The following is a 21,665-nucleotide window of genomic DNA, read 5'->3' as shown; positions in this document are numbered from 1 at the left end:
GCCCGCGCAGTCAGCCGGCCCGCGCAGTCGGCCAGCCCGCACTGTCAGACGGCCCGCACCTACCCTGCGCCCGCGGAGCGCTAGTCGCCGCGCCGCAACAACCGCTTGAGCCCGTAGATGACGGCCAGGGCGACCACCAACGCGACCGCCCCCATCTTGATGTCGGCATCCATCCCGTCACCACTCCCACCCCCGTCGGCCGAACCGCCTTCCCCGGAGGGCGACTTGCCGTCTCCGCCGCCCCCGCCCGGCACGTTCCCGGGCTCCACCGAGCTGTCCGAGCCCTCGCTCCCGTACAGCAGCGTGGATCCGTCGGGGGTGTACGCCATCGACTCGCCCTGCCCCTGGAGCGGCACGCTCAGCCGCCCCTCCTTCTTCACCTTCCCGCCGTTCCAGTCGTACGCGATGCCGCCGAAGTAGCCGCGTACGGCGAGCTGCTTGCCGTCGGGGGAGAAGGCGCCGTCGGTGACCCAGAGGTCGATGGCGCCGATGCGCTGGAAGGTGTTGGTGCCGGAGGGGGTGAGCTTGGCGGGCCCCTCGTACAGCCCTCCGCCGTCCTCGTTCTTCGAGACGATGTAGACGCGTCCGGTCTTCGGATGGACCATCAGCGCCTCGGCGTCCCGCGCCCCGTCGGCGTACTTCACGTCGTACTGCGTGGCGCGGACGGTCTGGTTCTTGAGCTGCTCGGGCTCGGGCAGCTCGTAGATCCAGACGTGGTCCCAGGTGCCGCCGAGGTTGTCGCCGATGTCGCCGACGTAGAGATGGCCGTTCGGGCCCATGGAGATGGCCTCGACGTCCCGGGGCCGGCCGACGCCCGTCATGGTGACCGTGGCGACGGTCTCGCCGGTCTTGCTGTCGACGGCGTAGAGGAAGGCCCCGTCGTCACTGTCGTTGTGGGTCCAGTAGACGCCGGGGTGGACGCGGGAGGCGACGAGCCCGCTGGACTCGGTGATCCGGGGATCCCTGATCGTGAACCCGTCCGCCCCCTCCGCCCCGGCGTTGTCGGCGGCGACGGCGGGCGCGACGAGCACCCCGGCGAGGAGGGCCCCGAAAAGGAACGCAAGCGAGCGACGCATGCCCCAAGCCTGCCATCCCCGCCGCCGGTTCAGCGGGCGTGTCCAGCCTCACACCCTGCCTCTCACGCTGATCGTCCATGATGAGCGGATGCTCAGGTTCATGCCCGTCGGCGATTCCATGACCATCGGAAGCGCGGGTGAACACACCTGGCGCTACCGGATGTGGCAGCACCTGCGCGCGACGTACGGCGGCCCCTTCAAGATCGTCGGCCCGCGCGAGACGCTGTACGACAAGGCCACGGAGACCGCCGACTCGTACGAGTACGCCGACCGGGACTTTCCGCTCGCCCATCTGGCGGGGTGGGGCGAGGGCTGGCACCACCTGACCCCGCTGATCGCGGACGCGGTCCGCACGTCACGCGCGGACGTGCTCCTCGTCTCCCTCGGCCTGATCGACCTGGGCTTCTACACGAACGCGGCCCAGACGGCGGAGAACGCCCGCACCTTCATCGCCGAGGCCCGCTCGGCGAACCCCCGCGTGGCGATGGTCCTCCTCCCGGTGATCCCGAACACGAGGGCGGAGACGGACGCGCCCTTCGCCCGTGAGGTCGCCCTCTTCAACGAGCTCCTCGCGAAGACGGTCGCGGACCTGGACGAGCCCGCGTCCCCCCTCCTCCTGGCCTCGGTCCCGCCCTCGTACGACATCACCCAGGACACGTACGACGGCACCCACCCCAACGCCTCCGGCGAACACAAACTGGCGGCGGCCTTCGCCGAGGCGATGTATCAGGCGTGGGATGTGGGCGAACGGTACGAGGCCGAAAGCGGCTGACCGAATCGGGGCGTGGCCTGGCCACCGTGCGTGTCGTTGGGCTGCATGGCCGAACTCGCCCGAGCGCGGCCGGGGAGGAGCCCCACGATGTCGGACGTCAACGCCCGGATCCTGGACACGCTGTTCGACCAGGTGCCCGTTCCCGAGGGGTACAAGGGCGAGATCGTCGAGGGAGCGATCTACATCGCGCCACATCTCGACATCCACTGGCAGACCACTCTCGCCATCCTCGATGCACTCAGTGCCAGGTTCGACAACGACCTGCACGTCTTCTCGGACGTACGCATCGACTTCCCGGGCCACCAGAACGGCTTCGCCCCGGACGTGGCAAAGCTGCGCGACGGTTCCGAAGCGGATGCCGAGGGCCGTTGGCGCTACCAGGACGTCGAGTTCATCGCGGAAGTCGTCGACCCGCACCGGGCCAAGAACGACTACGGCCCCAAGAAGACCGCGTACGCCCTCGCCGAGGTCCCCGTCTACCTCATCGCCGACCCGTACCAGGGCAAGTGCCACCTCTTCACGCAGCCCAAGGACGGGGAGTACGTCATCGAAACCTCCGTCGGCTTCGGCGCGGACGTCGACATGACGGGCACGGTCCTCGGCCTCACCCTCAAGACGGACGAGTTCCCCCGGGACTGACACCTCGGCACACCCTTGACCTCAACCAAACTTGAGCTCCTACGGTCGGCCCATGACCACTCAGAGCCCGACGCAGCTCACCCCGTACCCCCGTCAGCAGCTCGCCGCCCAGCCCATCGGTTACTGGACCGGCGCCGCCTACCGTGAGGTGGTGGGCCGGATCCGCAAGGAGCTGGCGACGGAGTCGCTCACCCAGCCCCACTGGTGGATCCTCAACCACGTCGCCGCGTCCTCGGCCCACTGGACCCGCGCCGAACTCACCGCCAAGCTCACCCGCTACGACGACCAGGGCATCGACTTCTCCGAGGTCTTCGACGACCTGGCGAACCGCGGCTGGACCGCGGAGGACACCGCAGGCACCCTCACCCTCACCGAGGCGGGAGAAGCCGGCCGCGTCCGCGCCAAGGAGCGCAACCTCCGGGCCCACGAGCAGACGCACGCCGGGATCACCGAGGAGGAGTACGTGGCCACCCTCGACGTCCTGCGCCGGGTGATAGCGAACCTGGGCGGGGACAGCGACCTGCCGGGGTAGATCCGGCAGCCTCACCTCCCGCCCCCGCCCCCGATCCCGCAGCCGTCACACCTGCGTGCGCCCCACCATCAGCACTTTGATCGCCACTCGCGCACCATCGATCTCGTACGTGACGCGGTACGCGCCTACCCGTAGCCGCCGCAGATCGGTGCCGCCCAGCTTGCTGCTCTCGGGCGGCTCGGGTTCGAGGGCGAGGGAGTTGATCGCCTGGACCAGAGGCTTGACGGCGTCTCCGTCGCGCGATTTGAGGCGCCGCAGGCCGGCCGCCGCGGCCGGTTCCCAGATGATGGTGAGCCTCATGAGGCCTTGCCCTTCAGCATGTCCTCGACTTCGGCCTGTGTGTACGTACCGCTGCCGCCTGCGGCTTTGGCTCGCAGCGCGATCGCCAGGTCGGCGAAGTCGATGGCATGGGCCTTGGCGTCCGCGTCGGTGGCCGTGTCGGCGAGGGACTGCGTCCACCAGTGGTCGAGGAACGCCTCGAAAGCGGACCCTTCCGAGAGGGTCGCCAGTTCGGTGTCGAGGTCCGGCAGCCGGTCGGGGCGGAGAGCCGCGCGGATCCCCTCAAGGTTGCGCGGAACCACAGGCCCGGTGAAGCCGACGGCCTCGCGGGCCTCCTGAAGGATCTCGCTCCATGCCGCCATGTCCCTGCTCCTCTCCGAGGCCGCCTTCCGGGCTGCGGCAGCAGCGTATGCCGCGCTACGCACCGGCGGCACACTCCTGTACGCGCGCCCGCCACTGCTCCGAGAGCGGCTGGAGTTGGAGTGTCGCCTCGAAGGCGGCGGCTGTGCGGCAGCGGAGGCAGTGGGTTTCGTCGTTGCGGGGGCGGAAGACGTGTTCGTTGCCGGGGCCCGGGCAGGTAACCAGGCCCCGCCGGGCCGGGGCCGGGGCCGCGGCCCACTCGGGCGGTGGGGTGGGAGTCACCTGACGCCTCGCCGCCGGTAGCTTCTGGATCAGGCGGTGGCGCAGGAACCCGACCGCCGAGCGGACGCCGTCCGCCGGGAGGCCCGCCGTCAGGGCGCGACGGAGCTCCGGCGCCGAGACGCCCCGCCGCAGCCACTCCGCCGCCGCGTCGGCCAGGAGACGGGCCTCGCGTACGCCGAGGAGCAGGTCACGGTGCGCGTGACGCAGGGACAGCAACACCCCTTCTGCCTCAGCAAGTTCAGGGGCGGGGGCTGGGGCGGGGGCGGGGGCGGACCCAGGTTCCGCCTCGGGTTCGGGTTCGGGTTCGGATTCGGGTTCCTCGGCGACAGCCGCTTGATCGGCATCCGGGGCCCGGCGGTCTTGGGGTGGTGGGTGGGGAAGGTTCTTCTCTCCCAAGTCTTCTGTCTGGGGAGAATCACCGACCGTCCGCTCCCCCGGCCCACCGACCGTCGGCGGACGCTCACTCGATAGGTCGTCGTGCTCGCGGACCCGGGAGGCCTCGTCACGCGTGAGGGTGACATTGGTGAGGAGTTGCTCCGTGACCCAGCGGCCCCGTGCGCCCTGCTCCCGCCACTCGTGCAAGTAGCCGCAGTCGGCGAGGAGTTGCTTGGCCTTCTGGTAGGCCCGGCCCTTCAGACCCAGCTTGGCCGCGTGTTCGCTGAGCGGCTTGGGGGCGGTGGCCTCGGACTCGGGGAGCCCCTGTACGTACAGCAGCAGTACCTTCGCGTCACTGTTGAGCCGCGAGTGCCGTACGACGTCGTGCGAGGCCTTCGTGTAACGCCGAACCGGCGCGATAGCATGCCGAAGCATCCCTAGTGGTCCTCGAATTCCACTCGGTGGTGAAGGTCCTCGGATGGTGTTCCCGCACCGCCGGGGACCGCTCCGCACACGGATGTGCACAGAGTGTGATGTCGCGGTCACCGTACAGCACCGATCAAGCGACCCACCACTTCATGCAGCAACCCCGCCTCCACGAACGGCACTTCGGGCGTCGGCTCCGACCGCCACTCCAACGGCCAGGTCAGCCCACCCAACGCGGGCACCCCCACGTACGCCCATCCCTGCGCGTCCCGGCCGAGTGCCCGCGCCCCGGCGGGCCAGCGGTAGCCGGTGACACTTTGCGGGGGCAACAGGAAGTACATGTACCGGTGCCCCGTCGCCTCCCTGACGATCGGGCCCGCCCGAAAGTCCGTGAACTGCATCAGCTCGTACGCCACTTGCTCTGCGAGTACGCCCGCGATGCGTACGGCGTCGAAGTGGATGCCGGCGTGACGGAGTCCGTGACCGGAGGCGGGGATCCAGGTGTGGAGGGCGGCGGGGGGAGTTTTCGGGTTCATGGAGCAAATGCTTATGGGCAGTCACATACTGTGACCAGGGTTACGCAAGGTCCGTGCACCTCTGTGCACTTGGGGAGGTCGTTGTGCACTCCAGTGAACGCGGGTCGGAGTCCTTCGGTGTGCTGTTGCGGTTCCACCGGGAACGGGCCGGGATGACGCAGGAAGGGCTCGGCGGTCACGTCGGGTATTCCAAGTCGCAGGTGGCCATGGTGGAGCGTGGCGAGCGACCACCCAAGGGCAAGTTGGTCGAGACCGCGGACCAGGTGCTGGGTGCACAAGGTGCACTACTGGTGTTGGCGGAGAAGGAGTTCGGGGACAGCGGACTCCGGCCGTGGACCGAGGACTACCTGGCGGAGGAGAAGAAAGCCTCCGCGCTTCACGTGTACCAGACCCATCTGATCCCGGGTTCGCTCCAGACCGAGGCATACGCACGGGCTGTCTACACCTGCAATCGCTACCCAACCCTGGACGACGACGAAATCGAGAAGCGGGTCGCATCCCGGCTGGAGCGGCAGCAGCTCTTCGAGCGCAAGCCCTCGCCGAGCGTCAGCTACGTACTCGAACAGAGCACGCTCACACGGCCGTTGGGCGGCCCGGCGACTCTGAAGGAGCAACTGCACCACGTCCTCGCCATCGGCCGACTCCGCCACGTCGAGGTCCAGGTCATGCCGCACGACCGGCATACGCATGCCGGACTGAACGGCCCCATGATCCTGCTGGAGACAACCGAACGCCTCCAACTCGCCTATCTCGAAGGACACCGTGGCGGCTTCTTCGTCAGCGAACAGCCCGACCTGGGAGACCTGTTCGGCAAATATGGCATTCTGCGGGCGCAGGCCCTCACCCCGGAGGAGTCCACGAAGCTGATCGAAGAGGTGGCGCGGGAGCTATGACCACGGATCTCATTTGGTTCAAGAGCAGCTACAGCGGCAGCGAGGGCGAATGCGTGGAGCTCGCCATGCAGTGGACCAAAAGCAGCTACAGCAGCGGCCAGGGCGGCGAATGCCTAGAGATAGCCGTAACCCAGACCACCCCCGCCGCCACCCCCACCACCATCCACATCCGCGACTCCAAAACCCCCACCGCCCCCACGCTCAAGGTCGCCCCCGAGTCATGGGCCACCTTCCTCGCCCTCGTCGGCGAGCCGTGACCTACGCGAGTCTCGCCGTACGAGCCGAGACCAGCGGCACGAATCGTCGGACGCGCCGGAGTGACGAATCCGCACGGAGGATTCTCATGGGCGGACACCCTGGAAGCGGTGTTGCCTAGAGCGCACTCCACGACGTTGGCTATGAGCCATGAAGTACACGCAGCTGGGACGCACAGGACTCAAGGTCAGCCGACTCGTGCTCGGGACCATGAATTTCGGTCCGCAGACCGACGAGGCCGACAGTCACGCGATCATGGACGCGGCGCTGGACGCGGGGATCAACTACTTCGACACCGCCAACGTGTACGGCTGGGGCGAGAACAAGGGCCGTACCGAAGAGATCATCGGGAACTGGTTCGCCAAGGGCGGCGAGCGGCGCGACAAGGTCGTGCTCGCCACCAAGGTGTACGGGAACATGGCCGCCGACGGCGACGCCTGGCCCAACCACGACAAGCTCTCCGCGGTCAATATCCGGCGGGCCGTCGACGCCAGCCTCAAGCGGCTCCAGACCGACTACATCGACGTCTACCAGTTCCATCACGTCGACCGCCGCACTCCCTTCGAGGAGATCTGGCAGGCCATCGACGTGCTCGTACAGCAGGGCAAGATCCTCTACGTCGGGTCCTCCAACTTCCCCGGCTACAAGATCGCCCAGGCCAACGAGATCGCCGCCAGGCGCGGCGGCACCATCGGGCTCGTCAGCGAGCAGTGCCTCTACAACCTCGCCGAGCGCCGCGCCGAGATGGAGGTCATCCCGGCCGCGCAGGAGTACGGGCTCGGCGTCATCCCGTGGTCCCCGCTGCACGGCGGTCTGCTCGGCGGGGTCATCAAGAAGGAGGTCGAGGGCGGGCGCCGGGCGAGCGGCCGGGCCGCCGACGCCCTCGCCAACACCGCCATCCGCGCGCAGATCCAGTCGTACGAGGACCTGCTCGACAAGCACGGCGTCGAGCCCGGCGAGGCCGCCCTGGCCTGGCTCCTCACCCGCCCCGGCGTCACCGGCCCGATCGTCGGCCCCCGCACCGCCGGGCAACTGGACTCCGCCCTGCGCGCCGTCGAACTGGAACTGACCGACGACCTGCTGACCGGCCTGGACGAGATCTTCCCGGGCCCGGGCCCGTCCCCGGAGGCCTTCGCCTGGTAACGGCACGTGAAAAGGGCGCCCCGGCAGGGGCGCCCTGAAGGGGCGCGGGGAACTGCGCGACCTGGGGGCACCTCCCGGCCGAAGGCTGGGGGACCACAACGGGCCCGCAGCCGACAGCCGACAGCCGACAGCCCGCCAACGAAGGCAGACGGCTACCTGCCGACCGCGGCCGCCATCGCCACCACAACAAACATCAGCACAAGAACACCGGCCATGATCCGGTTACGCGTCTTCGGGTCCACGCCATCGAGCGTAACCGGCCACCCTCAGGCACCCCCGGCGAGGGGTCCGCCGAGGGCCCACCGCCCGTACACCTCATACCGCGGCTGCTCCCCCGGCACCCCCGAGGCGGGCAGCCGACTCCGCATCAGGCACAGCTCGCCGACCGTCCACCCCCGCCCCTCGAACCCGTCCAGCACAGCCACGTACGGAGCGAAGTCCGTCTCCTCCCGGCTCCGCGCCAGCGTGAGGTGCGGCCGGTACCGCCGGTGCTCCTCCCGCTCCACCCCCGCCTTGCGCCCCGCCGCCCCCGCCCGCTCGGCGAGCAGCCGCAACGTACGTACGTCCCCCGCGGCGCCCGCCCACAGCGCGCGGCCCCCGAAACGGCCGCCGCCCCGCAGGGACAGGGGGAACGGGTCCGTCCGCCGCGCCACGCGTTCCAGCCGGGCCGACAGGTCCGGTACGAGCTCCTCGTCGACCTCTCCGTAGAACGCGAGCGTGAAGTGCCAGCCGGGCCGGCCCGTCCAGCGCAGCCCGCGACCGGCCCCGGGCAGGTTCCTCAACTCGTCGACCACCGAGGCGAGTTCGGCGGTCACGTTCTCCGGGGGCAGCACGGCGGCGAAGAGTCTCATGGCGTCACCCTTCCAGGGATTGGATCACCGGGCACGCGGCCCGCACCATGAATGCCGACAGGCCTACGCCGCGGTCGCCAGTGCCCGTTCCCTCGGGACGAAGCGGACCTGTGGGTGGCCGTGGTGCCAGCCCACCGACAGGCGCAGGCCGCCGACGCGGGCCAGGGCCAGGCCGACGGTGACCGCGGCCAGGGCCGAGATGACTCCGCCCACGGCGAAGCCGACCCGGGGGCCGTAGGCGTCCGTGATCCAGCCCACGACGGGCGCCCCCAGTGGCGTACCGCCCATGAAGACCATCATGAACAGGGCCATGACGCGGCCGCGCATGGCCGGGTCGGTGCCCATCTGGACCGCGGTGTTGGCCGTGACGTTGACGGTCAGGCCGGCGATTCCTATGGGGACCATGAGGAGGGCGAACAGCCAGTAGGACGGGGCCAGGGCGGCCACTATCTCCAGGACGCCGAAGGCGACGGCGGCCGCGACCAGCACGCGCGCCCGGGCCGTGCCTCGCCGGGCGGCGAGCAGCGCGCCCGCGAGCGACCCCACGGCCATCAGCGTGTTGAAGAGGCTGTACGCGCCCGCGCCGGCGTGGAAGACGTCGTCCGCGTAGGCCGACAGCCAGACGGGGAAGTTGAAGCCGAAGGTGCCGATGAAGCCGACGAGGATGATCGGCCACATCAGGTCGGGGCGGCCGGCGACATAGCGCAGGCCCTCGCGGAGCTGGCCCTTGCCGCGCGGGGTGCGCTCGACCTGGTTCAGCTCGCGGGAGCGCATCAGGAGCAGACCGGTGAGCGGCGCGATGAACGACAGGCCGTTGAGCAGGAACGCCCAGCCCGTGCCCACGCTCGTGATGAGCAGGCCCGCGACGGCGGGGCCGACGAGTCGGGCGGACTGGAAGTTGGCGGAGTTGAGGCTGACCGCGTTCTGCAGCTGCTCGGGGCCGACCATCTCGGAGACGAAGGACTGCCTGGCCGGGTTGTCGATCACCGTGGCGAGTCCGACGGCGAAGGCGGCGACGTAGACGTGCCAGACCTGGACGTGGCCGGAGATGGTCAGGAAGGCGAGCGCGAGGCCGGTCAGGCCCATGGCGCTCTGGGTGGCCAGCAGCGTCGGGCGCTTGGGGAGGCGGTCCACGAGGACACCGCCGTAGAGGCCGAAGAGCAGCATCGGCAGGAACTGCAGGGCCGTGGTGATACCGACGGCGGCGGAGGAGCCGGTGAGGCTCAGCACCAGCCAGTCCTGGGCGATGCGCTGCATCCAGGTGCCGGTGTTGGAGACGACCTGGCCGGTGAAGAACAGCCGGTAGTTCCTGATCTTCAGCGAGCTGAACATCGAGGAGCGGGGCTTGGGAGCGGACGGGGAGTTGTGGTCGGCAGGTGCGGGGGCGGAGTCTGCTCCGGGTCCCGTACTCAACGGCGTTCGCCTCCTTGGACGGGGGTGAGGGTGGGTTCGGTGCGCGCGACGTACCGGTGTGCGCGCGTTACAGGTGCGCGAGCTTCTCCAGGACGGGGGCGGCCTCGCGGAGCTTCGCCCAGTCGTCCTCGTCCAGGCCGTCGACCAGTCCGGCCAGCCACGCGTTCCGCTTGCGGCGGCTCTCGTCGAGCATGGCCTCCGCCCGCTCGGTCTGCGTGACGACCTTCTGGCGCCGGTCCTCGGGATGCGGCTCCAGCTTGACCAGGCCCTTGGCCTCCAGGAGCGCCACGATGCGGGTCATCGAGGGCGGCTGCACATGCTCCTTGCGGGCGAGCTCGCCCGGGGTGGCCGTGCCGCAGCGGGCGAGGGTGCCGAGCACCGACATCTCGGTCGGGCTCAGCGACTCGTCGACCCGCTGGTGCTTGAGTCGACGTGACAGGCGCATCACGGCGGATCGCAGGGAGTTCACGGCGGCAACGTCGTCGCCATGGGTCAGGTCAGGCATGTTCCTTAGAGTAACTCATTACTCTCGCTAAAGACCACCCGAGCGCACGCCTGATGCCCGTGAAACGGGCCACTGACGCATTTCATCACTCATACGAGTGAGACCGCTCCGGAAAGTGACCCGCCGAGCGGCCGGATACGGCAACCCTCGACCGCATGGGGACCAGTGTGCTCAGCCTGCGGATAGACGGGGAGCTGCTCGATCGGCTCCGGCACCACGCGGCCAAACGGGGAATGAGCGTCCAGGACTACGTCGTCCGAACGCTCGTGCGCGACGACTTCGACGAGCGGTTCCAGACCGCGGTCGAGGAGACGGAGAAGTTCTACGGGGTCACGTGAGCCCGGGAGCCCGAATGCTCCGCGGAGTCACGTGAGCCCCCGGCACATCCGGGCTCAGGTCAGGCCCAGCGCCGGCATCAGGTAGTAGAAGACGAACACCGCCGACACCACGTACATGGCGACCGGTACGTCCCGCCCGCGCCCGGCAGCGAGCCGCAGCACGACGAACGTGATGAAGCCCATGCCGATGCCGTTCGTGATCGAGTACGTGAACGGCATCATCAGCATCGTCACGAACGCCGGGATCGCGATGGTGTGGTCGCTCCAGTCGATCTGGCGGATCGAGCCGGACATGATCAGGAAGCCGACCGCGAGCAGCGCGGGCGTGGCGGCCTGGGACGGGACCATCGCGGCGACGGGGGTCAGGAAGAGCGCGGCACCGAAGAGCGCACCGGTGACGACGTTCGCGAAGCCGGTGCGCGCGCCCTCACCGACGCCCGCCGTGGACTCCACGAAGCAGGTGGTGGCGGAGGACGAGGTGGCGCCGCCCGCCGCGACCGCGATGCCGTCGACGAAGAGCACCTTGTTGATGCCCGGCATGTTGCCGTCCTTGTCGGTCAGCTTCGCCTCGTCGCCGATGCCCATGATCGTGCCCATCGCGTCGAAGAAGCACGAGAGCAGGACCGTGAAGACGAACAGCACGCCGGTCAGTACGCCGACCTTCCCGAAGCCGCCGAAGAGGCTGACCTGCCCGACGAGCCCGAAGTCGGGGCTGGCGACCGGGTTGCCGGGCCACTTCGGGGTGGTCAGACCCCAGGACGGCACCGTGGCGACGGCGTTGATGACGAGCGCGACGACGGTCATGGCGACGATCGAGATCAGGATCGCGCCCGGCACCTTGCGCACGATGAGCGCGAGCGTGAGAAGCGTGCCGAGGACGAAGACGAGGACGGGCCAGCCGTCGAGGTGACCGGTCCCGCCCAACTGCAGCGGCACGGTCGTCTGGGCGGCGTCCGGGATACGCGAGACGAAGCCCGAGTCGACGAGTCCGATCAGCATGATGAACAGGCCGATGCCGATCGCGATGCCCTTGCGCAGGCCCAGCGGCACGGCGTTCATCACGCGCTCACGCAGACCGGTGGCGACGAGCAGCATCACCACGAATCCCGCGAGCACCACCATGCCCATGGCGTCCGGCCAGGACATCCGGGGCGCGAGCTGGAGCGCGACGACCGTGTTCACTCCGAGACCGGCGGCGAGCGCGATCGGTACGTTGCCGATGACGCCCATCAGGAGCGTGGTGAACGCCGCCGTCAGCGCGGTCGCGGTGACCAGCTGGCCGTTGTCCAGCTGGTGCCCGTACATGTCCTTCGCGCTGCCCAGGATGATCGGGTTCAGCACGATGATGTAGGCCATCGCGAAGAAGGTGGCGAAACCGCCGCGGATCTCGCGCGACAGCGTGCTGTCGCGCTCCGAGATCCGGAAGTAGCGGTCGAGCGCGCCGGAGCCGGACCGGGGGTCCGGCTGCCTGGGCGCGGAGGCCTTGGCGGGGGCCGAGGTGGGCATGCGGGGACCTCATCGCCGGCGGACATCCCCGATGCCCAGGTGGCGTTTCGTGATTTGGAGTTTCATACGAACAGAACTGGCCAGAAACAAACAGTTTCAGTATGAACATACGTCACGGAGAACGCTATCTCCGCGCGTAGACATGACCGCCCGCGCATGGTCCTGATCACCTCGTAAGCTGTCCCCCATGGCTGGGTTTTTTTCGGGATCCCCGAAACACGAGGCGCCGGAGCCCCTGGAGGGTCCCGTGGTCGCCACCATCACGGGTGGCACGATCCTCTGGTTCGTCCTCTTCCTGGCACAGCTCCCCTTCTACAACTGGTTCGACGACCACGGACACCTGTGGTGGCTCTGGACCTGCCTGGCCGGCGCGGGCCTCGGCCTGATCGGCATCTGGTACGTGCGGGGCCGCGAAGCGGCACTCAAGAGGGACGAGGCGGCAGCACAGGAGCCACCCTCGGACGCCCCGCCCCTTTAGGGGCGCGGGGAACGGCGCGACCAACCCCCACCGACCCGCAGACGAACAACCGCACACCCGCGGAGCGCCCCGTACAACCGCGGTACCACCCCACGTCCTCCCCTGGTCGGATCTTTGCCGCACTCGGCGGGTGAAGCCGTATATCCACCCGTACCGTCGGATGCATGACGCACATCGACGCGGGCGCCGAACTCGACCCTGTGCATCCCCACCCCGTACCCGCCCCCGCGCCGAGGGCGGTGGGCCTCACCGCGGCCGAGGTCGCCGAGCGGGTGGCGCGGGGCGAGGTCAACGACGTACCCGTGCGCAGCAGTCGTTCCATGGCCGACATCGTCCGGGCGAACGTCTTCACCCGGTTCAACGCGATCATCGGCGTGCTCTGGCTGATCATGATGTTCGTCGCGCCGTTCCAGGACAGCCTGTTCGGCTATGTGATCCTCGCCAACACCGGGATCGGCATCATCCAGGAGCTGCGCGCGAAGAAGACCCTGGACTCGCTCGCCGTGATCGGCGAGGCACGGCCGACCGTCCGCAGGGACGGGGCCGCCGCCGAGGTCGGCACCTCCGAGATCGTGCTCGGGGACCTGATCGAGATCGGTCCGGGCGACAAGATCGTCGTGGACGGCGAGTGCGTCGAGGCCGACGGTCTGGAGATCGACGAGTCGCTGCTCACCGGTGAGGCGGACCCGGTCGTCAAACAGCCCGGCGACCAGGTGATGTCGGGCAGCTTCGTGGTGGCGGGCGGCGGCGCGTTCACCGCGACGAAGGTGGGCCGCGAGGCGTACGCGGCGCAACTCGCCGAGGAGGCGAGCCGCTTCACGCTCGTCCACTCCGAGCTGCGGACCGGTATCTCCACGATCCTCAAGTACGTGACGTGGATGATGGTCCCGGCCGCGATCGGCCTGGCCATCACCCAACTAGTCGTCAAGAACGACGACTTCAAGGACTCCATCGCGCGCGCCGTCGGCGGCATCGTGCCCATGGTCCCGGAGGGGCTGGTCCTCCTCACCTCCGTCGCCTTCGCGATCGGGGTGATCCGGCTTGGCCGGAAACAGTGCCTCGTCCAGGAACTTCCGGCCATCGAGGGCCTCGCCCGCGTCGACACGGTCTGCCTCGACAAGACGGGCACGCTGACCGAGGGCGGCATGGACGTCACCGAGCTGCGGCCACTGGGCGGCAGCGACGAGTCGTACGTACGCAAAGTGCTGGGCGCCCTCGGGGAGTCCGACCCGCGGCCGAACGCCTCGCTCCAGGCGATCATCGACGCCTACCCGGACGGCGAGAACTGGCGCTGCGTCCAGGCGCTGCCTTTTTCCTCCGCGCGCAAGTACAGCGGGGCGTCCTTCAGCGAGGGCGACGGCGAGTCGAGTACGTGGCTGCTGGGCGCCCCGGACGTGCTGCTGCCGTCCGAGGACCCGGCCCTCGCCGAGACCGAGCAGCTCAACGAGCAGGGGCTGCGGGTGCTGCTGCTGGCCCGGGCCGACAAGGACCTCGACGACCCGCTGGTCCAGGAGGAGGCCCGGCCGACCGCGCTCGTCGTCCTTGAGCAGCGGCTGCGGCCCGACGCGGCGGACACCCTGCGGTACTTCGAGGAACAGGACGTACGGGCCAAGGTGATCTCCGGCGACAACGCGGTGTCCGTCGGCGCGGTCGCCACCAAGCTCGGGCTGGCCGGGGCCGCCGCCACGGTCGACGCGCGGCGGCTGCCCACCGAGAAGGAGGCGATGGCCAAGGCGCTGGACGAGGGGACGGTGTTCGGGCGGGTCACTCCGCAGCAGAAGCGGGACATGGTGGGCGCCCTCCAGTCGCACGGCCACACCGTCGCGATGACCGGCGACGGCGTCAACGACGTGCTCGCCCTCAAGGACGCCGACATCGGAGTCGCGATGGGGTCCGGGTCGGAGGCCACCCGGGCCGTCGCCCAGATCGTGCTGCTGAACAACAGCTTCGCGACCCTGCCGTCCGTCGTCGCCGAGGGGCGGCGGGTCATCGGGAACATCACGCGGGTCGCGACGCTGTTCCTCGTGAAGACGGTGTACTCAGTGCTGCTCGCGGTGATGGTGGTGTGCTCACAGGTGGAGTACCCGTTCCTGCCGCGGCACCTGACCCTGCTGTCGACGCTGACGATCGGTGTGCCGGCGTTCTTCCTGGCCCTGGCGCCCAACAAGGAGCGGGCTCGGCCCCACTTCGTGCGGCGGGTGATGCGGTACTCGATTCCGGGCGGGGTCGTCGCGGCGGTAGCCACGTTCGCGACGTACCTGATCGCTCGTCACCACTACACGGGGGAAGGGGCGTTGGACGCCGAGACCAGTGCGGCGACGCTGACGCTGTTCTTGATCGCGATGTGGGTCCTTGCCATCATCGCGCGGCCGTACACGTGGTGGCGGGTGGGGCTCGTCGCCGCGATGGGGCTCGGGTTCGTCATCGTGCTCGTCGTGCCGTGGCTCCAGGAGTTCTTCGCGCTGAAGCTGGTCGGGACGACCATGCCGTGGACTGCCGTCGGCATCGCGGTGGTGGCTTCGGTGACGTTGGAGTTCGTGTGGAAGTGGGTGGACCGGAAGTTTCCCGCGTAGGGGGTGGGCGGATCGGTCGGTTTGCGGGGTGCGGGTGAGTGGGGGCCGGTCGCGCAGTTCCCCGCGCCCCTGGGTGAGTGGGTGGCCTGTGTGGTGTGTTGGGTGCGGGTTCGTTTGGGCCGAGCGCGCAGTTCCCCGCGCCCCTTAAAGGCAAGGGCTACCGCCCCCTGAAGACAAAGGCAAGGGTTACCGTCCCCTGAAGACAAAGGCAAGGGTTACCGTCCCCTGAAGACAAAGGCAGGGGCTGCGCCCCGAAAGACGAAAGCGCGGGGGTGGTAGCCCCTGCCTTTCGCCTTCAGGGCCGCGGGGAACTGCGCAATCCTTTGGGGGCGCGGGGAACTGCGCGAGCAACCCCCACCCGCCCGCGGTGAACCCACCACGCCAGCCCCCACCCAGCCAGGGGCGCGGGGAACTGCGCAATCTTTTAGGGGCGCGGGGAACTGCGCGATCAGCCCCCACTCACCCGCACCCAAACCACACCACCTCCAGGCCCCTCTCACACCACTGGCCCCACACCCGTCGGGGTGTGGGGCCAGTGGTGGCAGGCCGGGGAGGGTTACTTCACGTCGATGAAGTCGCCCGCGGCAGCGACCGCCGGAGTGGTCGTCGTGCCGGCGAAGTTGTAGCGGAAGTAACCGTCGGCGGCAGCCTTGACGGTGGTCTTCAGGGCACCGGCCGTACCGGACTTGACCGTCTTGACGTCCACGTAGGTGGACGTGCCCTTCTTCTTGAACTGGAGCTTCACCGGCTGGACGGTGTAACCCGCGTACTTGCCCGTGTCCCAGTTGGCACGCGTCAGGTTGCCCTTGACCGTGATGGTCTTGCCCTTCTTCACGGGCTCGGGCGACGCGTTGACGGTCAGCTTGGAGAACCGCTGGACCTTGGTGGTGCCGACCTTGGCGAACTCGGCGACACCGACCTTGGTGACGTCGAAGTCCTCGGCGGACGGGTCCTGACCGTTGAAGGCGACGGCGTAGGCGTTGGCGTTCCACGTACCGGCGTCGGAGTTGAGCAGCTCCCCGTCCCCCGGACGGACATCGATCGTGCCCTTGCAGGACGCGACGGTGGTGGAGACCGGCGTGCAGGCCGGGTACAGGTCACCGAACAGGTAGTTGTCCGGCGCCTCGTAGGACCCGCGGTAGATCTCCAGGTCGACGACGAAGTCGGCCGCGGCGATGTCCACGTCGGCGCTGTGCGTCAGCGTGAACGTCGTCGGGACGGTGACCTGCTTGCTGGTGCCGGCGACGATCGCCTTGCCGCCGTTGATCTTCACGTTCGAGAAGCTCGCGTCGAGGGCGTACGGCGCGTCGGCCTCGGCGGCGGCGATACGGGCGCCGCTCTTGCCGGAGGCGTGGGCGGAGTCGAGCACCTTCGCGACGTCCGCGCGCGAGATGGCGGAGTCGTCGGCCTGAGCGGCCGGAACAGCGAAGGCGGAGAGAGCCAGGGCGCCGGTGACGGCGGCCACGGTGGCACGTATGCGCATGCGTTCCCCTGATGGAGAAAGGGCCCCGGACGGCATTCGTCCTCACGTCGGGGCCGAAGTGATCAAGAGTCTGTTGACCCGGATGATCAGATGCGTGACGGGGGTGAATGGTTGTACGCGAGGTGAATCTTTTGCGTACGCGTGACCAAGGTCATCATCACCACTCACCCCCACACACCCGAGGGGGCTACCGAGGCCTACTTCACGTCGATGAAGTCGCCCGCGGCCGCGACCGCCGGAGTCGTCGACGTACCCGCGAAGTTGTAGCGGTAGTAGCCGTCGACCGAGGCCGTGACGGTCGTCTTCAGGGCGCCGGCCGAACCGGACCTGACCGACTTGACGTCCTTGTAGGTCGTCGTGCCCTTCTTCTTGAACTGGAGCTTCACCGACTGGGAGGTGTAGCCCGCGTACCGGCCCGTGTCCCAGTTGGCACGGGTCAGGTTGCCCGTGACCGTGATGGTCTTGCCCTTCTTCACGGGCTCCGGGGAGGCGTTGACGGTCAGCTTGGAGGCTCGCTTGACGCTGAACCCCTTCGCGTTCTCCTTCTTGACGTAGTCGGCGTCGACGCCCGCGGCGAGCGCCCAGACCTTCCAGCCGCCGGCCACCGAGTTGATCAGGTTGCCGCCGGACTCAAGGGTGAAGCTCGACTTGCAGGTCGAGGTCGTGGCGTTCACCTCGGTGCAGGTGGCCCGGAGGTCGCTGCTGTTGGCGACGGCGCCGCTGTCCGACGACTCGATGTCCGAGCCGTGGTACAGGATCGCCTGGGCCCAGTCGATGCCCGAGTCGTCCGTGGCGGTGAAGGAGACCGTGATGGTCTTCTTCCCGGTCGCGCCGCCGACGACGTCCTTGCCGCCGTTGACCACGACGTTCGAGATCTTGGTGTCGCCCGCGGTGGCGTCGGCCTGGGCGGCCGGTACGGCGAGGGCGGACAGGGCCAGGGCACCGGTGACGACGCCCAGGGTGGCACGTATGCGCATGCGTTCCCCACGTGGAGAGGGACCTCGCGGCGAAGCCATGTCACGCGAGGTCCGGTCATTGAGACTGCGGAGCCCGAGGGCTCGCGGTGATCAGATCCACGAAGGGAACGAATGGTTGTACGAGTTGTGAACTTCTGGTGACCATGTTGCCCAGATCACATCAATGGCCCCGGGCGCCCCTGACGAACCTCCGGCCCCAGGCCCCAGGCCCCAGGCCCTCGGCCTAACCGGCCGCGACCCCTCAGTCGAACCAGCGGTCCCGGGCCAGTTCCTCCGTCCTGGACGGGTCCTCCAGCAGGGCGCCGACCTCGAAGCGGCGCGGCCACTGTCCGGCTGCCCAGGCGAGGCCGGCGGCGACGCCCTCCACGGTGGAGGCGTGCAGCACGCCGTCGCGGGTGCGGCGCCAGTCGAGTTCGGTGTCGTCGACGAAGAGCTCCTCGTGCTCGACGTACGTGGTGGGCGTCGAGGGGCCCAGCAGGACCCGTACGGACTCCGGGACCTCGTGCTCGACGCCCTCGCTCGTGACCTCGCCGGTCACGGACTCGCTCAGCCGCCGGACCTGGAACAGCTCGGCGAGGTCGGCGGCGCGGGACGGGCGGACGGGGAGCAGCGGCGTGCCTGCGGTGAAGGGCAGCAGGTCGGGCGAGTCGACGACCACGGCGTCGGCCGCGTCCACGATGGTCACCCGGCCGTCCACCACGGCCCGCAACTCGTCGGGCAGGGTGACCTGTTCGGGGTCGAGGTCCGCCAACGCGCTGTAGAGGGCGTGCAGTTGGGCCGAGGTGACCTCGCGGTCGGGGTCGGCGAGACGGTCGAGGAGCTCGGCGGCCCCGCCCGGTTCGGCGAGGAGGGCGGCGACGGACGTGCGGACACCGAGGGCGCGCAGGACCTGCTCGTCGTCGAAGCCGGTGGCGTCGGCGGCGTCGTACAGGCCGTGCAGGAGCGGGTCGCCGCCCTCGGCGCGCAGACCGGCCGGGCGGCGGCCGTCGAGGACCGGGTTCCCGCGCAGCCACCAGGCGGTGTACGGGCGGACGATCTCGTGCGTCCCGTCGGGCAGCAGGATGCGGACCGGCTGGGTCAGGGCGTCCCGCAGCGGCGGGCGGGAGAGCAGGGCTAGGGCCTCGGGCCAGCGGTCCTCGTCCACCAGGTCGAGGTCCCGTACGGCGACGAGCTCCGTGGCGACGGGCGGCACCGGCGAGTCGGGCAGCCGGTCCAGCACGTCCTCGCACCACACGTCCACGGCGTCCAGGAGCCCCGCGTCGTCGGGCTCGGCGAACTCCCCTTCCCGCGGCTCCAGTTCGTCGGGGTCGAGAACCACGTCCGTGGCGCGTACGAGGGTGAAGTTGGCCAGCACCCCGCAGGCGGCGAGCGGCTGTTCGCCCCAGCGCTCGGCCAACTCGGCGTCCACGGAGGCGAGTTCGTCCTCGCGCATCACCTGGGCGAACGGGCTGCCGGGCAGGACGAGTTCACCGGCCGGGGCGAGTTCGCCCTCCTCGTCGGGGAGGGCGAGGGCGCCGAGCCAGGGTTCGTCGCCGGGTTCGAGGCCCGCGTCGCGGACGAGCGCGAGGACGGTGTCGGCCAGTTCCTCGGCGTCCGGGGCGTCCTCGTCCCAGGCGCCGCCGTCGTCGTCGAGGGAGGCGGCGACGGCCGCGCGGACCTGCGGGGTGGTGAGGACGGCACGCGGGGTGGCGGGCAGGGCGCCCAGCTTCTCCAGGAGCGGATGGGCGGCGTCCGGGTGGGCGACCTTGAGCCCGAGGCGGGCGAGGCGCACGAGGGCCTCAGGAGCGGCCCGCTCACCGTCCGCAGCGGGCAGCAGGACCTGCCGGGGCCCGATCGTCGTACGCCCGTCCGCCAGCGGCACAGGAAGCCCCGTGAGCCGGTCCGGGTCGACGCCGGCGAGGCTGTCGTAGAGCCGCCGCCACCACTGCGGGTCCTTCTCCAGTCCGGCCAGCCGGTCGATCGCCTCGGTCAGCGGCACCCGCGCGACGCCCAACGTCCGCAGCTCCACCCGCCGTTCGAGCCCGGCGGGCAGCAGGCTGGGCAGCACCTCGGCGAGGACCTGCACGGTCTCGGCGCCCGCTCCCTCCACCACCTCGGCGTCGCGGGGCCGCAGGGCCTCCGGAAGGCCGGAGTCGTCGTCATCGTCGTCATCGCCGGTCGGCTCGACCGCGGGCGGCAGGAAGGCGGTACGCGGCAGCCGGTCGAGGATCGCCTGGCGCAGCGTCCCGTCGAGCTCGCCCTTGCCGAGCGAGCCCGGTACGAGGCCGATGATCCCGGTGGTCACCGGCCGCCAGTCGGCCAGCAGTCCGGCGTACGCGTCCGCCGCGCGCTGCATCAGGAAGTCGGTCAGCGGGCCGGGGGCGGCGTGGCGGCGGGTGGTGTCGAGCGGAAGCGAGGCGATGAGCAGCGCGGGCACGCCGAGGGGTTCGTCGCTGGGCGTGGGCGCGTGCACGACGGGGCTGGTGCGGGGCTTGGCCGGGGTCCCGTCGGCGTCGACCGGGACGGCCCAGGTGACCGACCAGTGGGGGCGCAGCCGCTCCTCGACGGGCCGGTCGGCGAGCAGCGCGGGCTCCAGGGCGCCGTGCGCGGAGGCGGTACGCCAGCGGGTCGTGCCGTCGCGGGAGTCCTCGACGACCACATCGCCGTCGGCGTCCGGGTCGGCGCGGCGCCGGATGGTCCGTACGCTCCCGTCCGCGCCCTCGACGACGACTTCCTCCAACCCCGGCAGGGCCAGCAGCAGCGCGTCGTCGACGCCGCCGAGGAGCCGCTCGGCGAGATCCTCGGCCGCGGCGTCCCGCAGCGGCAGGATCACGACGCTGTCGTACGGGTCCGGGGCGGTGCCCTCGGCCGCGAACGGCAGCCGGAGCAGCGGCACATGGCCGTCGCGGCGCCGCAGTTCGTCGCCGAGACCGGGGCTGTGGCGGGCGATGTCGGTGGCGAGTTCGCGGGCCTCGGCGAGCGACCAGCGGACGCCTCCGTGCCGCCCCACGAGGGCGGGTTCGTCGGTCACGGCGAGCACGGCCGCGAAGCCGACGCCGAAGCGGCCGACCGCGCTGTCGTGGTCGTCGCGCTTGGCGGAGGCGCGCAGCGTGGAGAGCGACTCGACGCCCGTCGCGTCCAGCGGGGCGCCGGTGTTGGCGGCGACGAGGACGCCGTCGCGGAGGGTGAGCCTGAGCCTGCCCGGTACTCCGGCCCGGGCGGCGGCGTCGGCGGCGTTCTGTGCGAGCTCGACCACCAGCCGGTCCCGGTAGCCGCCGAGGACCAGGTCCTCCTCGGCGTTGGCGTCCTCGCGGAACCGGGCCGGGCTCGTCGCCCAGGCATCCAGCACCCCGCGCCGGAGCCGCGCCGTCCCGAACGGGTCCGCGCCCTCGGCTGCCGGCCGCACGAACTTGCTCACGGTTACTCTCCCTTACGTCGTACGGCCGCACGCGGTGGCTCGGTCGCGGCACGAAGGTACCGTGCGGGTCCCTTGCAGGGGGCTCGGCGGGGGGTGGGTGCTTGGTGCGGGGTGCCTGTGGCTGGCTGCGCGGTTCCTCGCGCCCCTGGGTGAGTGGGTGGCTGATGTCGGGGGTTCACCGCGGGACGGTGGGGGTTGCTCGCGCCGTTCCCCGCGCCCCTAGGTGGGTGGGTGGTGATGTCAGAGTTTCACTGCGGGGCAGTGGGGGTTGCTCGCGCAGTTCCCCGCGCCCCTGGGTGAGTGGGTGGCTGACGTCGGTGGTTCAGTGCGGGGCCGTGGGGGTTGCTCGCGCCGTTCCCCGCGCCCCTGGGTTAGTGGGTGGTCAGTGTGGTGTGTTGGGGGCGGGTTCGTTTTAGCTGAGCGCGCAGTTCCCCGCGCCCCTAAAAGCGCGCCGTTGCCGGCGCCCCAGGCTTTTGTCTTTTAAGGGGTGCTTTCAGAAAGCCGGGTGTTTGCGGGCGAGGGTCATGCAGTGGGCGAGCTGGAGGAAGGCGTCGTGCATGTCGTCTCTGGTTTCCC

The 21,665-nt window shown here is 70.0% G+C and carries 21 protein-coding genes; 9 read left to right on the top strand and 12 right to left on the bottom strand.

Annotated elements, in window-relative coordinates:
• Positions 1 to 80: 80 nt before the first annotated feature.
• Positions 81 to 1,076: a WD40 repeat domain-containing protein gene (locus ACIBEI_RS26425; protein ID WP_398892725.1), complete on the bottom strand. Its 996-nt coding sequence runs from the start codon at positions 1,074 to 1,076 to the stop codon at positions 81 to 83.
• A gap of 88 nt (positions 1,077 to 1,164) precedes the next feature.
• Here ACIBEI_RS26425 and ACIBEI_RS26420 point away from each other — a divergent pair, with 88 nt between their 5' ends.
• From ACIBEI_RS26420 to ACIBEI_RS26410, 3 genes are all read left to right on the top strand, one after another.
• The gene (locus tag ACIBEI_RS26420; protein ID WP_398892724.1) at positions 1,165 to 1,848 is read left to right on the top strand and encodes an SGNH/GDSL hydrolase family protein; all 684 of its coding nucleotides are present in this window, start codon (positions 1,165 to 1,167) and stop codon (positions 1,846 to 1,848) included.
• 87 nt (positions 1,849 to 1,935) lie between these two features.
• Positions 1,936 to 2,487, top strand: a complete 552-nt coding sequence (locus ACIBEI_RS26415) for a Uma2 family endonuclease (protein ID WP_398892723.1) — start codon at positions 1,936 to 1,938, stop codon at positions 2,485 to 2,487.
• Positions 2,488 to 2,539: 52 nt separating this feature from the next.
• Complete coding sequence (locus ACIBEI_RS26410; protein ID WP_398892722.1) at positions 2,540 to 3,019, top strand: MarR family transcriptional regulator; 480 nt, start codon at positions 2,540 to 2,542, stop codon at positions 3,017 to 3,019.
• Between the two features lie 45 nt (positions 3,020 to 3,064).
• Here the strand turns inward: ACIBEI_RS26410 and ACIBEI_RS26405 are convergent, their stop codons facing one another.
• The 4 genes from ACIBEI_RS26405 to ACIBEI_RS26390 form a co-directional block, all read right to left on the bottom strand.
• Positions 3,065 to 3,319: a type II toxin-antitoxin system RelE/ParE family toxin gene (locus ACIBEI_RS26405; protein ID WP_217454105.1), complete on the bottom strand. Its 255-nt coding sequence runs from the start codon at positions 3,317 to 3,319 to the stop codon at positions 3,065 to 3,067.
• Positions 3,316 to 3,660, bottom strand: a complete 345-nt coding sequence (locus tag ACIBEI_RS26400) for a hypothetical protein (protein ID WP_398892721.1) — start codon at positions 3,658 to 3,660, stop codon at positions 3,316 to 3,318. Before ACIBEI_RS26400 ends, ACIBEI_RS26405 begins: the two co-directional genes overlap by 4 nt.
• 55 nt (positions 3,661 to 3,715) lie before the next feature.
• On the bottom strand, positions 3,716 to 4,750 hold the full coding sequence (locus ACIBEI_RS26395; RefSeq protein WP_398892720.1) for a hypothetical protein: 1,035 nt from the start codon (positions 4,748 to 4,750) through the stop codon (positions 3,716 to 3,718).
• Positions 4,751 to 4,857: 107 nt separating this feature from the next.
• On the bottom strand, positions 4,858 to 5,277 hold the full coding sequence (locus tag ACIBEI_RS26390; protein ID WP_398892719.1) for a hypothetical protein: 420 nt from the start codon (positions 5,275 to 5,277) through the stop codon (positions 4,858 to 4,860).
• Positions 5,278 to 5,360: 83 nt separating this feature from the next.
• Between ACIBEI_RS26390 and ACIBEI_RS26385 the strand changes: the two genes are divergently transcribed.
• From ACIBEI_RS26385 to ACIBEI_RS26375, 3 genes are all read left to right on the top strand, one after another.
• Positions 5,361 to 6,170, top strand: a complete 810-nt coding sequence (locus tag ACIBEI_RS26385) for a Scr1 family TA system antitoxin-like transcriptional regulator (RefSeq protein ID WP_398892718.1) — start codon at positions 5,361 to 5,363, stop codon at positions 6,168 to 6,170.
• A complete protein-coding gene (locus tag ACIBEI_RS26380; RefSeq protein WP_398892717.1) occupies positions 6,167 to 6,427 on the top strand; it encodes a DUF397 domain-containing protein in 261 nt (86 codons plus the stop codon). Before ACIBEI_RS26385 ends, ACIBEI_RS26380 begins: the two co-directional genes overlap by 4 nt.
• A 148-nt stretch (positions 6,428 to 6,575) precedes the next feature.
• The gene (locus ACIBEI_RS26375; RefSeq protein ID WP_398892716.1) at positions 6,576 to 7,568 is read left to right on the top strand and encodes an aldo/keto reductase; all 993 of its coding nucleotides are present in this window, start codon (positions 6,576 to 6,578) and stop codon (positions 7,566 to 7,568) included.
• 266 nt (positions 7,569 to 7,834) lie between these two features.
• Here the strand turns inward: ACIBEI_RS26375 and thpR are convergent, their stop codons facing one another.
• The 3 genes from thpR to ACIBEI_RS26360 form a co-directional block, all read right to left on the bottom strand.
• On the bottom strand, positions 7,835 to 8,419 hold the full coding sequence (gene thpR, locus ACIBEI_RS26370; RefSeq protein WP_398892715.1) for an RNA 2',3'-cyclic phosphodiesterase: 585 nt from the start codon (positions 8,417 to 8,419) through the stop codon (positions 7,835 to 7,837).
• Between the two features lie 63 nt (positions 8,420 to 8,482).
• Positions 8,483 to 9,832 (bottom strand): MFS transporter, encoded by a 1,350-nt coding sequence (locus ACIBEI_RS26365; protein WP_398892714.1) that lies wholly within the window; start codon positions 9,830 to 9,832, stop codon positions 8,483 to 8,485.
• A 67-nt stretch (positions 9,833 to 9,899) separates the two neighbouring features.
• Positions 9,900 to 10,337 carry a MarR family winged helix-turn-helix transcriptional regulator gene (locus ACIBEI_RS26360; protein WP_055616675.1) on the bottom strand — a complete coding sequence of 146 codons (438 nt, stop codon included), beginning with the start codon at positions 10,335 to 10,337 and terminating at the stop codon, positions 9,900 to 9,902.
• Positions 10,338 to 10,492: 155 nt separating this feature from the next.
• Here ACIBEI_RS26360 and ACIBEI_RS26355 point away from each other — a divergent pair, with 155 nt between their 5' ends.
• Complete coding sequence (locus tag ACIBEI_RS26355) at positions 10,493 to 10,675, top strand: hypothetical protein (RefSeq protein WP_055616674.1); 183 nt, start codon at positions 10,493 to 10,495, stop codon at positions 10,673 to 10,675.
• A gap of 54 nt (positions 10,676 to 10,729) precedes the next feature.
• On the opposite strand, the gene ACIBEI_RS26350 is transcribed toward ACIBEI_RS26355, so the two are convergent.
• Positions 10,730 to 12,181: an NCS2 family permease gene (locus ACIBEI_RS26350; RefSeq protein WP_398892713.1), complete on the bottom strand. Its 1,452-nt coding sequence runs from the start codon at positions 12,179 to 12,181 to the stop codon at positions 10,730 to 10,732.
• A 187-nt stretch (positions 12,182 to 12,368) separates the two neighbouring features.
• On the opposite strand from ACIBEI_RS26350, the gene ACIBEI_RS26345 reads away from it, so the two are divergent.
• Both ACIBEI_RS26345 and ACIBEI_RS26340 read left to right on the top strand, forming a co-directional pair.
• Positions 12,369 to 12,659: a DUF2530 domain-containing protein gene (locus ACIBEI_RS26345; RefSeq protein ID WP_398892712.1), complete on the top strand. Its 291-nt coding sequence runs from the start codon at positions 12,369 to 12,371 to the stop codon at positions 12,657 to 12,659.
• Positions 12,660 to 12,823: 164 nt separating this feature from the next.
• On the top strand, positions 12,824 to 15,232 hold the full coding sequence (locus ACIBEI_RS26340) for a cation-translocating P-type ATPase (RefSeq protein ID WP_398892711.1): 2,409 nt from the start codon (positions 12,824 to 12,826) through the stop codon (positions 15,230 to 15,232).
• Between the two features lie 556 nt (positions 15,233 to 15,788).
• Here ACIBEI_RS26340 and ACIBEI_RS26335 read toward each other — a convergent pair.
• The 3 genes from ACIBEI_RS26335 to ACIBEI_RS26325 all read right to left on the bottom strand — a co-directional run bounded on the left by ACIBEI_RS26335 (position 15,789) and on the right by ACIBEI_RS26325 (position 21,089).
• Positions 15,789 to 16,715: a hypothetical protein gene (locus ACIBEI_RS26335; RefSeq protein WP_398892710.1), complete on the bottom strand. Its 927-nt coding sequence runs from the start codon at positions 16,713 to 16,715 to the stop codon at positions 15,789 to 15,791.
• 197 nt (positions 16,716 to 16,912) lie between these two features.
• Positions 16,913 to 17,692, bottom strand: a complete 780-nt coding sequence (locus ACIBEI_RS26330; RefSeq protein WP_398892709.1) for a calcium-binding protein — start codon at positions 17,690 to 17,692, stop codon at positions 16,913 to 16,915.
• A gap of 241 nt (positions 17,693 to 17,933) precedes the next feature.
• Positions 17,934 to 21,089, bottom strand: a complete 3,156-nt coding sequence (locus ACIBEI_RS26325; RefSeq protein WP_398892708.1) for a sacsin N-terminal ATP-binding-like domain-containing protein — start codon at positions 21,087 to 21,089, stop codon at positions 17,934 to 17,936.
• Between the last annotated feature and the right edge of the window lie 576 nt (positions 21,090 to 21,665).

Origin of the sequence: Streptomyces sp. NPDC050988, from assembly GCF_044456225.1 — a bacterium.
Classification (GTDB): Bacteria; Actinomycetota; Actinomycetes; order Streptomycetales; family Streptomycetaceae; genus Streptomyces.
The sequence above is the reverse complement of the archived record's forward strand: the minus strand, read 5'-3'. Positions and strand labels throughout refer to the sequence as shown.